At 28.0% G+C, this 14,493-nt stretch carries 13 protein-coding genes; 11 read left to right on the top strand and 2 right to left on the bottom strand.

Annotation, left to right across the window (positions count from 1 at the left end; genetic code table 11):
* Positions 1-16 precede the first annotated feature (16 nt).
* The gene (locus tag Q1X91_RS07785) at positions 17-616 is read right to left on the bottom strand and encodes a hypothetical protein (protein ID WP_300755456.1); all 600 of its coding nucleotides are present in this window, start codon (positions 614-616) and stop codon (positions 17-19) included.
* Between the two features lie 867 nt (positions 617-1,483).
* Here Q1X91_RS07785 and pheS point away from each other — a divergent pair.
* The 3 genes from pheS (at position 1,484) to Q1X91_RS07770 (ending at position 5,410) form a co-directional block, all read left to right on the top strand.
* Positions 1,484-2,503 carry a phenylalanine--tRNA ligase subunit alpha gene (gene pheS, locus Q1X91_RS07780; RefSeq protein WP_300755455.1) on the top strand — a complete coding sequence of 340 codons (1,020 nt, stop codon included), beginning with the start codon at positions 1,484-1,486 and terminating at the stop codon, positions 2,501-2,503.
* 66 nt (positions 2,504-2,569) lie between these two features.
* Positions 2,570-4,993, top strand: coding sequence for a phenylalanine--tRNA ligase subunit beta (pheT, locus tag Q1X91_RS07775; RefSeq protein WP_300755453.1), 2,424 nt, complete (start codon positions 2,570-2,572; stop codon positions 4,991-4,993).
* A gap of 18 nt (positions 4,994-5,011) precedes the next feature.
* On the top strand, positions 5,012-5,410 hold the full coding sequence (locus tag Q1X91_RS07770; RefSeq protein ID WP_300755451.1) for a phosphoribosyltransferase: 399 nt from the start codon (positions 5,012-5,014) through the stop codon (positions 5,408-5,410).
* Between the two features lie 6 nt (positions 5,411-5,416).
* On the opposite strand, the gene Q1X91_RS07765 is transcribed toward Q1X91_RS07770, so the two are convergent.
* Positions 5,417-6,133, bottom strand: a complete 717-nt coding sequence (locus tag Q1X91_RS07765) for a hypothetical protein (RefSeq protein WP_300755450.1) — start codon at positions 6,131-6,133, stop codon at positions 5,417-5,419.
* A 172-nt stretch (positions 6,134-6,305) separates the two neighbouring features.
* Here Q1X91_RS07765 and Q1X91_RS07760 point away from each other — a divergent pair, with 172 nt between their 5' ends.
* The 8 genes from Q1X91_RS07760 (at position 6,306) to Q1X91_RS07725 (ending at position 14,413) form a co-directional block, all read left to right on the top strand.
* Positions 6,306-7,601 (top strand): ABC transporter permease, encoded by a 1,296-nt coding sequence (locus tag Q1X91_RS07760; protein ID WP_300755484.1) that lies wholly within the window; start codon positions 6,306-6,308, stop codon positions 7,599-7,601.
* A complete protein-coding gene (locus Q1X91_RS07755; protein ID WP_300755448.1) occupies positions 7,594-8,274 on the top strand; it encodes an ABC transporter ATP-binding protein in 681 nt (226 codons plus the stop codon). The genes Q1X91_RS07760 and Q1X91_RS07755 overlap by 8 nt, the downstream gene beginning before the upstream one ends.
* A 44-nt stretch (positions 8,275-8,318) precedes the next feature.
* The gene (locus Q1X91_RS07750) at positions 8,319-10,274 is read left to right on the top strand and encodes an ABC transporter ATP-binding protein (RefSeq protein ID WP_300755446.1); all 1,956 of its coding nucleotides are present in this window, start codon (positions 8,319-8,321) and stop codon (positions 10,272-10,274) included.
* 201 nt (positions 10,275-10,475) lie between these two features.
* On the top strand, positions 10,476-11,054 hold the full coding sequence (gene rfbC, locus Q1X91_RS07745; protein WP_300755444.1) for a dTDP-4-dehydrorhamnose 3,5-epimerase: 579 nt from the start codon (positions 10,476-10,478) through the stop codon (positions 11,052-11,054).
* Between the two features lie 5 nt (positions 11,055-11,059).
* A complete protein-coding gene (gene rfbD / locus Q1X91_RS07740; RefSeq protein ID WP_300755442.1) occupies positions 11,060-11,917 on the top strand; it encodes a dTDP-4-dehydrorhamnose reductase in 858 nt (285 codons plus the stop codon).
* 14 nt (positions 11,918-11,931) lie between these two features.
* Positions 11,932-12,795 carry a glucose-1-phosphate thymidylyltransferase RfbA gene (gene rfbA, locus Q1X91_RS07735; protein ID WP_300755441.1) on the top strand — a complete coding sequence of 288 codons (864 nt, stop codon included), beginning with the start codon at positions 11,932-11,934 and terminating at the stop codon, positions 12,793-12,795.
* Positions 12,796-12,808: 13 nt separating this feature from the next.
* Positions 12,809-13,876, top strand: a complete 1,068-nt coding sequence (gene rfbB, locus Q1X91_RS07730; protein ID WP_300755439.1) for a dTDP-glucose 4,6-dehydratase — start codon at positions 12,809-12,811, stop codon at positions 13,874-13,876.
* A gap of 21 nt (positions 13,877-13,897) precedes the next feature.
* Positions 13,898-14,413: a rhamnan synthesis F family protein gene (locus Q1X91_RS07725; RefSeq protein ID WP_300755437.1), complete on the top strand. Its 516-nt coding sequence runs from the start codon at positions 13,898-13,900 to the stop codon at positions 14,411-14,413.
* The last annotated feature ends 80 nt before the right edge of the window (positions 14,414-14,493 follow it).

The following is a 14,493-nucleotide window of genomic DNA, read 5'->3' as shown; positions in this document are numbered from 1 at the left end:
TAAATACGTAATTTTTTTAAGAAGTAGACTTTTTTATTAAAAAAATTTTATTTTTTTCATAAAAAATATTTTCATGATTATAGTTTGAAAATAAAGAACCATTAAATGTGCATAATTTTAACTTTTCTTTGTCTTTTAAGTTAACTATAAGCAAATCTGAAGTAATATTTTCTATATTTTCTGTATTTCCAGTAATATATACTTTAGAATTATCAAAAGTTAAATATGCAGGCAAATTGCTGTCAACATAATTTAATTTTATAGTTCTTTCATTGGTATAATTTTTACTAAATCCTACAACTTTATTATCATCTTCTTCACACTCACCATAGTCTTCATGTAATATGAAATTATCATTAGGTATTGAAAAACATATAATATTTTTTATTTCTAAATATTTATCTAGGTAATCATGTGTGATATTTTTGATAATGGAACATTTTTCATCGAGAAATGATTTATTGTCATTACTGTTTGAAGAATCTATTATTATTTTATCGAACATAGTTAAATTTTTCTTTGTCATATTCTTTTGTTTAAAAATATCTGTAAAATATTCCATTATTCTTTCCTCTAATTTTTTTTGATTGTCTCCAGTTTTTTTATTATCTCCCATAGCATCTTCCATTATATAATACGTAAATTATTAATATTTCCCGTTTTTTTATTATTTTTTTATTTATTATTTGTTAAAAAATATGCTTATATTGTTTTTATGATTATCGGTATGTTCTTAAATCTGCAAAATCATTATTATTTTATCACTTCCTTAATATATAAAACATATTAATTTAAAGAATGTTATTTATGTATTTGTAATAATTCCATATTTTTTTTGAATTTATTTAAAAAAAATTTTATTATTAGACTTGTTTCAAAACTATTTTTATTTATAATTGCGGGGACTAGCCCCCGCACCCCCACTTCTTTTGGTGACCCAAAGAAGCAAAAAGAAAACATACGATTTGCATGATAATTAATATTATATAATTTAGCATAAAACAATAAACTATTAAAATTATTTGTCAAGTACTTTTGAAACAAGTCTATTATAAAAATCAATATACTTATTTTATAACTTGAATAATAAATATTTACACTATTTAAATTTTTAATATTTTATAATTGAAACTTGCAAACTCATATTATTTGTTCAAACATGATGTAGTTTTTATAGTTGTGAGGCTATATATGCAAAATAAAAAATTAATTATGAAATGATTTTAATAATATATTTTAATTGTATATGTGAAAATACCATTAAATTTTTAAAAAGACGTAAAAAATGTTATATATTACAATGTTTTTAACGATATTAAGGAAAATATTTTAGAAAAGATTAGAATTCTTATTGAAAATATTAAAAAAATTGTGTAAATTATTTTCTATAATTTTCACTAATTTATTATAGTATTTTATTGTATTGAAAATAATTTTATGTTATATTATAATATAATAGTTAATTTTAGTTTAGGGAAAAACAATGGATAATTTAGAGGAGCTTTACAGTTTTTTAAAAAACAGCATAGAAAATGCTAATACTCAGGCAGAAATAGATGACATAAGAATTCATTATCTTGGACGTAAAGGAAAAATTACAGATCTTTTAAAAAGTTTATCTTCTATAGAAAGTATAGAGGAAAAAAAAGAATTTGGAAAAAAGATTAATGAAATAAAAAATTATTGTGAAAATGCTTTATCTGAAAAGAAGAATGAAATTTCAGAAAGAGAATTCCTTTCATCTTTGGAAAAAAATAAAATAGATATTACTATGCCTGGCAGAAGACCTAAAGCAGCAAGCGTTAATCTTCTTACAAAAGTAGAAGAAGAAATAGTATCTATTTTAACTGAAATAGGTTTTAAAGTAGTTGAAGGTAATGAAATAGAAGATGATTTTCATAATTTTGAAGCTTTAAATATCCCTTATTATCACCCTTCAAGAGACAACCATGATTCATTCTTTATATCTAAAGAAAATGTACTAAGAACTCATACATCAGGTATGCAGATAAGAACTATGCTTGAAACTCCTCCTCCTATAGCTGTTGTTTCCCCAGGTAAATGTGCAAGAAGAGATTCAATAGATTCAAAACATTCTCCAGTATTCCATCAAGTAGAAGGTATTATGGTGGATAATGGTATAAGTTTTAATGATTTAAAAGGAATATTAGAATTATTCTGTAAAAAGATGTTCGGAGATAAAACACAGATAAGATTAAGACCAGATTATTTCCCATTTGTTGAACCTGGTGCCGACTTGAGTGCTACTTGTGTAATATGCGGAGGCAGCGGCTGTAAAACTTGCGGCGGCGAAGGCTGGCTCGAGCTTATGGGAGCTGGTATGATACACCCGAATGTATTTAAACATGTTGGATATGACATAACTAAATATACTGGCTTTGCTTTCGGAATGGGTATAGAACGTGTAGCTATGATTAAATACGGTATAACCGATATAAGAATGTTCTATGAAAATGATATAGATTTCTTAAAACAATGGTAATTAATATTTAATGTTTTAAGCATTTTTAATATATATTTATAAGTGAATTAAGTAGAGGATATAATAATGAGAGTTCCATTAAGTTGGCTTAAAGAATTTGTTAATTTAGACGGTTTTACTGTAGAAGAAATCGCCAAAAAAATAACACTTGCAGGAAGTGAAATTTCATCAATAGAAACAACAGGCGGAGATATTCCTAGTGTTATAATTGGTAAAATAATATCAGTTCATAAACACCCTGATGCGGATAAATTAAGTGTTTGTAAAGTTGATGTTGGAGATGGAGATACACTCTCAATAGTATGCGGAGCTCCTAATGTAAGAGAGGGCATATATGTTCCTATTGCTATGATAGGTGCTAAACTTCCTAATGGGCTTACCATAAAAAAGGCCTCTATACGCGGTTTTGAAAGTAATGGTATGATATGTTCTAGATCTGAATTAGGATATGAAGAAATAGAAGGTGTTTATGGTATTTGGATATTAGATGATGATATAGAAAAAGTTAATGCTGATAAAGATAGCATTTTAGGAAATTCCCTTTCTACAATAGTGGGAAGTACAGATCATATATTTAATGTAGAAATTACTGCCAACAGAGGGGATTTAGTAAGTATTATAGGTTTTGCCCGTGAATGTTCTTTGGTATTAGAAAGAAGAGTAAGCATTCCTTCTGTTAATACTTATGATGCTGCAGGCGGAAATATTGATATAACTGTAGAAAATCAGGAAAGCTGCTACAAATATGTAGGCAGGCTTATAAAGGATATAACAGTCGGACCTTCTCCAGACTGGATGCAGAAAAGACTTATAATGTGCGGAATTAATCCTATCAATAATATAGTAGATGTTACCAATTATGTTATGCTGGAATATGGTCAGCCTTTGCATGCTTATGATTTTGATAAAGTTAAAGACGGTAAAATCATAGTTAGAAATGCTAGAAACGGAGAGAAAATAAAATTACTTGACGGAAGAGATGTTGATCTTACTGATGAAGTTTTAGTTATAGCAGACAGTGAAAAACCTATAGGTGTTGCTGGTGTTATGGGCGGAGATTCTACAAAAATAGAGGCTGAAACTAAAACTATTTTAATAGAAAGTGCATATTTTGATCATATAGCGGTTAAAAAGTCTACTATAATTACAAATACAAAAACAGATGCTTCATACAGATTTGAAAGAGAAATAGATCATACACTAACTCTTGCAGCTTTAAATAGAGTAGTTGATTTAATAGTTACTTTGGATAACGGCTGTAAAATAGCTTCAAGGTCTAAAGAACTTAATGTAAGACAATTTGACTCTACTATTATAGTATTTGACTGCGGACTTGTAAAAAGATATTTAGGTCTTAATATGAATAAAATGGAAATATCTTCCATATTTAAAAGATATGGTTTTAAGGCAGTTGCACTTGGTGAAAATAATTTAAAAGTTGAAATACCTTGCTACAGACATGATTTATCTATAGCTGAAGACTTAATAGAGGAAATAGCCAGAGTTTACGGATATAATAATATAGAATCAAATGTACCTCATATAAAATGTAATCCTATAAAAACTGATTATAAAGAAGTAAGTTTTGTAAAACATAGAATGGCATCTTACGGACTTTATGAAACTAAACAGTATTCTATGGGCGACAGTAATGTATTTAAATCAATAGGTATAGAAGAGGAAAAATTAATCAAAGTTGTTAATCCTCTTACAAGCGAAATGGACGTTTTAAGACCTACTGCTTTGGTATCTCTTTTAAATAGTGTTGCTTATAATCAGAATCATAGACATAAAAACGGAGCTTTATTTGAGGTTGGAAATATATTCTATAAAGAGAATGATAACTTTGCAGAAGAAAAGCATCTTTCCGCTGTTATGTTTGGGCTTTATCAGGAAAAATTATGGAACAAAGATTCCAGACCTTATGATTTCTTTGATATGAGCGGTGTTGTTGAAGAACTTTTGATTAAAGATTTGAAATGCAGTGATTATAATTTGATACCTAAAGAACATAAATGGTTTGTGCCTACAATGTCCGCTGAAATAATGATATTTGGTGAGAGAATAGGTATAATAGGAAGACTTCACCCAAAACTATTATCTCTTTTTGATATAAGTACAGAAGTATATTTCTTGGATATTGATATTAGAAAAACTTTAAAACTTGTTAAAGAAAGAGTTAAAAAGCAAAAATTAAAAGACATTGGTAAATATCCTGCAGTATTCAGAGATTTAGCTTTAGTATGTGATAACAATATAGAGTTTAATAAAGTTATAAAATCGATAACTAGATTTAATAATATTATACAAAATGTTGATGTTGTTGACAGATATGTAGGAGAACAGGTAGGAGAAGGCAAGCAGTCTATAGCTATATCTATTACGTATTATGATCCTAATAAGACATTAAGAGAAGAAGATATTAATAATGCCGAAAAATCTTTGCTTGAAATGCTAAAAACTAGATTTAATATTAGTTTGCGTTCTTAAATTTACAGGAGCTTTTATATGGAATATGATGTAATTTCTTGGACAGATATAGATGAAGCTATTGATATTTTGGCTAAGCAGATAGAAGATTCTAAAATACATTATGAAGTAATTTATGGTTTGGCAAGAGGCGGATTAGTTCCGGCTGTTATGCTTTCACATAGACTTAAAATTCCTATGGTTCTTAATATGGAAGAGGTTTGGAGATTAAAAGTAAAGAATAAGGCAGCTTTAATAGTTGATGATATATCAGATACTGGAGAAACTCTAAAATATTTTGATGACCAAAAATTTGACATAGCAACTCTTTTTGTAAGAGAACATACAAGCAAAATAAAGCCTAGATACAATTATAAAAATATTAACCATGATAATTGGCTTTTATTTCCTTGGGAGACTAAGGCTTCAAGTAAATAATACTTTTTAGTTTAAAAAGTCTGGAGGGTATTTTTTTACTCTTTCTTTGAATAAAAACTCTATTAATTTTCTGGTGCGTGTCAATAAAAAATATGACCATAACTCTATAGAGCTTTGTCCTATTGTATAAGTGTTTATTTCATCAACTGGTATTTGTATAGTCTTGGTGGTATTATAGCTTAAATTTATTTTTAATTCTGCTTCATAATATTTACCATTTATATTAAATTGAGGAAGCATATCATGAACTACGCAGTTTCTTACAGATTGAAGTGTCTTTGCCAAATTATATTCATTTTTTGGAAGCATTTTATAATTGTTTACTATAGATATCAGCATTCCTATATTGCATTGTGCCAAATCTTCTATATTTGTTATTTTCTCTTCATACTTTTTTCCATTATTAAATTTCTGTATCGAAATAAATCCGTTTTCTTCTATTTTTTCTTCTAAAAGTATCATAAGCGATTGTTCAAACATACTTCCAACAAGTGTGCAGCTTGCTTCAAAGTATCCGAAATAATAATTTTGATGAACTTGGTAAAGCAGTTTAAGCATATGTTCTAATCTTTTATTATTTATCTGACCTACATGCATTCTCTGATATTTCAGAGCTTTTCTTCTGAGTTCTGCTTTTTCCAAAAAATCATCATTGTATCTCTCTTTTAGGCTTAATTTAGGCTGTTTTATTTTTTTATTTTCATTATTTATATTATCGCTCATAATTTATATCCAAGTTAATTTGTGTATGTATTTTAACATTATTAAAAGTTTATACAAGTTTTATTATAAAAAATAATTTTTCATACAGTAAGAAAATAGGTTTAAATTTATTATATATAATATATAATATATTAATCATGAAGCACAAGGAGATGTTTTGAGATTAGAGTTAATGCTTGGCATCAGATATTTGAGAGCCAAAAAAAAATTTTCGTTTGTTTCTGTTATTACGATTATATGTGTTCTTGGTATATTAGTTGGAGACATGGTAATGATTACTGTGCTTTCTGTTATGAATGGTTTTCAGGACGATATTAGAGATAAAATACTTGGCATGCGTGCCCATATAAATATTAGTTCTTATAATGAAGGTGCTCTTAGCGATTATAAATATGTTGTTGATAATATAATGGACAATAAAGAGATAACCAGTGCATATCCATATATAGTGATTCCTTGCATAATGCGTTCTTATAATTTTACTGTCTTAATTACTGCAAGAGCTTTTGAAGATAATATATTTTCTACTGATAAAGATTTCATAAAATATTTTAATTTTGTTGAAGGCAATAACAAAGATATGAAAACTAATGAGGCATTAATAGGTTCAGAGATGGCAAAAGATTATGGGTTATCAGTTGGAGATACTATAGATATAATCTCTGCTTCGGGCAGTTTTGATAGAGGATTTAAACCTCAGAAAACAACTTTTACAATTAAGGGGGTATATAAAACAGGATATTATGAATATGACAGCAGAATGGTCATAGTGCCGCTTTCTGCAGGTCAGTCTATGGTTGGCTATAATAATGCTGTTACTGGTGTGGCAGTTAAGGTAAAGAATTTTTTTGATGCTGATAAAGTAGCCAAACAGATAGACAGTGATTTAAAAGAGTTTTATAATGTTATGCCTTGGATGCTTTTTGACAGAAATTTCTTTCAGGCACTTCATACTGAAAAATTGATGCTTGCTTTGATACTTTCTTTTATCATATTAATAGCAGCTTTAAATATTGCTTCAAGTCAGATAATATTTGTAAAAGATAAAAGGCGTGATATTGCTATAATAAAGACATTAGGTTTGAGACCTTCAAATGTTGCCAAAGTTTTCTTTTTGGAAGGGGCTATAATAGGTGTAATAGGTACAGTGCTTGGAGTAATATTTGGGGTACTTCTTGCCAATTATGTAAATGAGGCTTTGGAAGGTATAAGAATAATACTTCAGGTAATAGTTAATATTATTTGGTTTATACCGTCTGCTATAAGTTCTAATATATCAATACCTATAGTTCCAGACTTTTTCCCTTCGGATATATACTATGTAAGCGGAGGACTTCCTTCTATAATACATGCTTCTCAGGTTATAATGGTAGCTTGTATTTCATTTTTGCTTTCAGTATTATTTGCTATAATACCTGCTTATATCGCAAGCAGATATAAACCTGCGGAGGTATTAAGGTATGAGTGATATTATCATTAATATAGAAAACTTGAAAAAAATTTATATTGGTCCTCCCAAAGTTGAGGTATTAAAGTCTTTAAATTTGCAGGTATATAAAAACGAAATACTTGCTATAACAGGAGAGTCTGGAAGCGGAAAAACTACTCTTTTAAATCTAATAGGCGGAATAGACAATATAACAGAGGGTATTATAAATATAGCAGGAAATAATATAGGCAAAATGAATGAAGGGCAGCTTGCACATTTTAGAAATAGTTCGCTTGGATATGTATTTCAGTTTCATAATTTGCTTGGAGAGTTTAGTGCTTTAGAAAATGTTATGATACCTTCTTTAATGCTTAAATATAATAAAAAAGAAGCAAAACAAAAGGCTGAATATTTACTTGAAACTGTAGGCTTAAAGGATAGAATGGATCATAGAATAGGGGAGCTTTCAGGCGGAGAGGCACAGAGAGTTGCTATAGCTAGGGCATTAATAAATAAGCCTAGCGTTGTTTTGGCTGATGAGCCTACTGGAAACCTAGATAAAAAAAATGCTGAGCTTGTGAGAGAGCTTTTATGGAATATGACAAAACAGAGCAGTGCTTCTTTAATAATAGTTACTCATTCAGTTTCTATAGCTAATATGGCTGATAGAAAATTACGTTTGGAGTATGGTGAAAATTTAATAGAATATTAATTATTATAGAAAATTACAAAATATTAAAAATAGGATATTAGTTTATGTTAATAAAAAAGATAAAAGAATTTTTTAAGAAAGATGACAGGCCTTTTGATTATGGTGCTGTTACTGGAGAGCATATAAAAAAATATTATTCTAATCCTGAAAAACATCCTTATAAAAGAATGTTTTCTTACGCTATGAGGCATAAGAAATTATTTATACCCTCTTTCCTTTTAAGTATAGGTTATACAATAATAAATATACTTCCTCCATTTTTCGGACAGATGGCTATAGCTATAACAGGAGGAAAAAGAGTTGATATTTTAGATAAGATACCATTTGTTGCTGACTTAACAGCTAAGTTTAGTAATATAAATACAAAAGATTTGGCACAGCAGTTTTTAACTGCCGACTCTATTGCAAATCCAGTTATAATAGCACAGTTTACATTTATTATTATAATAGGATTTATTTATGTTTTATTTAGAGTAGGTTTTGACTATGTAAAAACTTTTCTTTTTGCTTTTACAGCTCAGGAAATAGGCAAAGATGTACGTGCGGATATGATGAAAGGTCTTCTTAATACTGATATAGCATATTTTAAACAGGAAAAAGAAGGTGATTTAATGAGCAGAGTTATTAACGAATCTGGTACTATAGAAGGTTTTTTATCTGGTACATTGCCTAATATGATAACTGTGCCTTTAACTTTAATACTTACACTATGTATGCTTTTGATATTAAATGTAAAACTTACTATAGCCTGTTTTGTGGCAGCTCCTCTAATAGCTTTGGGTATAGATAAGGTTTCAAAATTAATAAGAACTAGAATATCTGCTCAGCAGAATTTTTTAGGAAGTACTACTTCTGTTATTCAGGAGGATATAAGAGGAATAGAAGTTATAAAAATATTTTCTAAAGAGGATCAGGAAGTAAGCAGGTATAGAAGTTTATATAGCGAGTTAATAAATGTAATGAGGAGAATAAGTCTTCTTACTTCATTAAACAGACCTATGACAGAATTAGTGATGATAGCCGCTATGCTTATAATACTTGCTTATGGCGGATTTTTAATATTTAAAGGAGAAATGCCTTTTGAGTTCTTATGGGGATTTTTACTTTATATGCTTAATATATCTACACCTGTAAGGGATTTATCTGGTATAATTATTAATTTGCAAATGACTAAAATGATAGCTATGAGAGTTTTTGAAATTATAGATTTACCTGCAGAAAATGTTAATGATCCTACTAAAAAACAGATGAAACCTATAGAACATTCTATTACTTTTGAAAATGTCAATTTTGAATATCCTAGAAGAAGCGACAGTGATCCATTCCATTTAGGTCCTATAAGTTTTAATGTAAAAAAAGGAGATGTAGTTGCTTTTGTAGGTAATTCTGGAGGCGGTAAAACTACTCTTATAAGTTTAATACCTAAATTATTTACTCCAAGCAGCGGAGTTATAAGATTTGATGGTATTGATATAAATGAATTAAATACTAGAAGTGTAAGAAATCAGATAGGTGTTGTATCACAGGAAAACATATTATTTTACGGTACTGTAAGAGAAAATATTTTGTATGCCAATCCAAATGCAACAGATGATGAATTGGTGAGAGCGGCAAAAATAGCTCATGCTGACGAGTTTATTCTTAAACTTCCTAATGGTTATGATACTCATATAGGACCTAGAGGTGTAATGTTATCTGGAGGTCAGCGTCAGCGTATAGCTTTAGCAAGAGCAGTGGTAAAAAAACCTTCTATACTTATACTTGATGAAGCTACAAGTGCCTTGGATACAGAAAGCGAAATGTATGTTCAAAAAGCTTTAAACGAGATTATTAATCTTCAGACTACATTTGTTATAGCACATAGACTTTCTACTATAAAAAATGCTACTTATATATGTGTTGTTGAAAATGGTCAAATAATAGAGTCTGGAACACATGAAGAATTAATGAAGAGAGGCGGTAAGTACCAGTATCTATATTCATTGCAGTTTAGAGAATAAATGTTTTAATTAATATTATTAAATTATATATTAAAATGTATATTTTTTTATAATAAAAACTACATTATGAATATAGTTATATTGTATTTTTTTAAGAATTAAGACTTAGAAAAAATTATTTTGTATTATTGAATATTATTAAATTTTTATTTATTCTTTATACAAATTATAATAAAATAAACTATTGTAGGATAAAGTGAAATGCCGTTTACTTTTGAAAAATTAGATATAGATGGGCTTTTTATAGCAGAGCCTAGAGTTTTTGGGGACAGCAGAGGATATTTTTTAGAAACTTATAGTGAAAAAGATTTTTTCGAATCTGGTATTAAAGAAAAATTTGTTCAGGACAATCAATCAAAATCTGCTAAAAATGTATTAAGAGGACTTCATTATCAGAAAAAATTCTGTCAGGCTAAATTGGTTAGGGTTTTGGAAGGCGAAGTTTTTGATGTGGCAGTTGATTTGAGAAATGATTCACCGACTTTTGGTAAATATTACGGAGTATTACTCACAGAAGAAAATAAAAAACAGTTTTTTATTCCCAAAGGTTTTGCTCATGGTTTTATTGTTTTAAGTGAAACTGCTGTTTTTGCATATAAATGTTCTGACTTTTATCACCCTGAAGATGAGGGCGGTATAATTTATAATGATAAAACTATTAATATTGATTGGACTTCTGATATTAGTAATATAATTGTTTCTGATAAAGATTTAAAATTACCTTCTTTCGATAACAATAAAAAATATTTTTCATTAGATGGTATTTGGATTGGAGAATAATTTTTATGATTTGGATTATCGGTAAAAATGGAATGCTTGCTAATGATATAATTAATGTGTTTAATAAAAATAATGTAGAATATATAGCAACAGCTTCAGATATAGATATTACTAATATAGATATACTTAATGATTTTGTAAAAGATAAAAATATAAAAACTATTATTAACTGTTCTGCCTATACTAAGGTAGATTTAGCAGAAGATGAAAAAGATATTTGTTATAAGGTTAATAGAGACGGAGTTAAAAATATATCTGAAATATCATCAAATATTAAAGCTGATTTAATCCATTTTTCTACTGATTATGTATTTGACGGTGAAGCTAGTAAACCATATACAGAAGAAGATAAAACTAATCCTATTAATGTTTATGGTAAAAGCAAACTAGAAGGTGAAAAATATGCATTGTCATTAGAAAATTCTATTGTTATTAGAATATCTTGGCTTTATGGTATATATGGTAAAAACTTTGTATATACCATGATAAATTTTATGAATAGTAAAGATAGCATAAAAGTGGTTAATGATCAATTTGGGTCTCCAACGCATACATTAGATGCAGCTGAAACAGTTTTTGATATAATAAATAAAAATAATTTTGATTATGGGCTTTATCATTACACTAATAATGGTAATATTTCTTGGTATGATTTTGCAAAAGCTATATATAAAAAAGGAAAAGAGTTTAATATTATAAATAATAACTGCATAGTAAATCAATGTAATAGCGAAGAATATCCTACTAAAGCACAAAGACCAAAATACAGTGTTTTATCTGTAGAAAAAATTAGAAAATATGCTAAAATATGTGATTATGAGTATAGCTTAAATAAATTTTTTGAGATATACAAAAATAAATAGTTGTAGGAGTTTTTATGAAAGGAATAGTGTTAGCAGGAGGAAGCGGTACAAGGCTTTATCCTATGACAACAGCTATATCAAAACAGTTATTACCTGTATATGATAAACCTATGGTGTATTATCCTTTGTCTGTTTTGATGCTTGCTGGAATTAGAGATATACTTTTAATTTCAACTGAAAATGATACGCCTCTTTTTAAAAGATTATTGCAAGACGGCAGTCAATGGGGCTGTAATATTGAATATGCTGTACAAAAAGAACCTAACGGACTTGCTGAGGCTTTTATTATAGGTGAAAACTTTATAGGTAAAGATAATGTTTCTATGATACTTGGAGATAATATCTTTTTCGGTCAAAGTTTTACTCATATATTAGAAAGAAGTTCTAAAATTAATGACGGAGCTGTTATATTTGCTTATAAAGTTAAAGACCATGAACGTTTCGGTATTGTAGAAATAGATGAAAATAATAATGCTGTTTCAATAGAAGAAAAACCTAAAAATCCAAAATCGCCTTATGCTGTTACTGGACTTTATTTTTATGATAATGATGTAATTAATATAGCTAAAAATATAAAACCATCTCCCAGAGGAGAATTAGAAATAACAGATGTTAATAAGGTTTATTTAGAAAATAAAAAATTAAAAGTTGAAGTATTGGGAAGAGGATTTGCTTGGCTTGATACTGGTACTAGAGATAGTTTATTAAGAGCTTCTGAGTTTGTGTCATCAGTTGAAAATGTGGAAGGTATGCAGATTGCCTGTCTTGAGGAGATAGCTTATAATAACAAATGGATTAATAAAGAAGATATTGATAAAATTGCTTTTAAGTTAAAAAATACGGAATATGGAAATTATTTATTTAATTTAATAAGATAATTATGGAGAATATATGAGAAAGTTTGATACTGTTTTAGTAACTGGCGGATGCGGTTTTATAGGTACTAATTTTATTAAATATATTTTTGAGAAAACTAATTATAATGTAAGAATAATAAATATAGATGCCCTAACTTATGCTGGTAATATAAAAAATTTAATAGATATAGAAAACAAATATAAAGATAGATATTGCTTTGAGAGGGTAAATATTTGCGATGCTAAAAAAGTTAATAGCATATTTGAAAAGTATAAACCAGACTGTATAGTGCATTTTGCCGCAGAAAGTCATGTTGACCGTTCAATATTCGGACCTAAAGATTTTATTGAAACTAATATTATCGGTACATTTACATTATTAGAAGCTGCTCGTAATTTATGGAAGGATAATTCAGACGGAAAACTTTTTCACCATATAAGCACAGATGAAGTTTACGGTTCATTAGCAGATACTGGTTATTTTTATGAAACAACAGCGTATGATCCTAGAAGTCCTTACTCTGCTTCAAAGGCTTCAAGCGATCATATTATAAAAGCATATTATCATACTTATAATTTACCTGTTACAATATCTAACTGCAGCAATAATTACGGACCGTATCAATTCCCTGAAAAATTAATACCGCTTATGATATCAAATATTATTGAAGAAAAAGATTTGCCTGTATATGGAGATGGTAAGAATATAAGAGATTGGATATTTGTTGAAGATCATAATAATGCGGTATTAGATATTATGTATAAGGGCAGAGTAGGTGAGACTTATAACATCGGGGGAGAAAATGAAATAACAAATATTGATATGGTAAATATTTTATGTGAAAAATTAGCGTCTAAAATGAATAAAGATAAAGATTATTATAAAAGATTAATAAAGTTTGTAAAAGACAGAGCAGGTCATGACAGGAGATATGCTATTAATTGCGAAAAGATAAAAAAAGAATTAGGCTGGCAAAGACAATACGATTTTAATACAGCTATTGATATAACTATAGATTGGTATTTAAATAATAAAGAATGGGTATATGATGTAAAAAGCGGTGAATATAAAAAATGGATAGAATTAAATTATTCATCTTAAGTAAAATAATACGATATGATTATGAAAAAAAGATTAGTTATATTTGCAGGATATGATAAAGATAATATTGTAGATGACTATGTAGTATATTATATAAAAGAATTAAAAAAAATAGCTGATATTATTTATGTATCCGATTGTAATATGCTTGACAGTGAATTAGAAAAAATATCTGGTTACTGTATACATATAATTAATGGAAGGCATGAAGAATATGATTTCGGATCTTATAAAAGAGGATATCTATACGCTAAAGAAAATGACATATTGAAAAACTATAACTATTTAATACTTTGTAATGATTCTGTATACGGTCCTTTTTTTAATCTTCAAGATATAGTAGAAAATATGGAAAATAAAGATACTGATGTATGGGGTATGTTCAAATTTTTAAAATGCGAAGGTTTTGAAGAGCATTTACAAAGTTATTTTGTTTCTATGAATCAAAAAGTTTTTTTGTCTAATTGGTATAAAGATTTTATTTGTTCTATAAAAAAAGAATCATATAAACATGATATTATACCTAAACAAATATAATTTGTCAATTTCCAAACAGATGAAAATTCTCTGCTAATGCTATTGATAGTTCTTTTTTCCACTTATTACTTTTATTTCTA

It is taken from the genome of uncultured Brachyspira sp. (assembly GCF_949287625.1).
In the GTDB taxonomy this organism is placed as follows: Bacteria; Spirochaetota; Brachyspiria; order Brachyspirales; family Brachyspiraceae; genus Brachyspira.
This window is presented reverse-complemented; position numbering and strand designations above follow the sequence as displayed.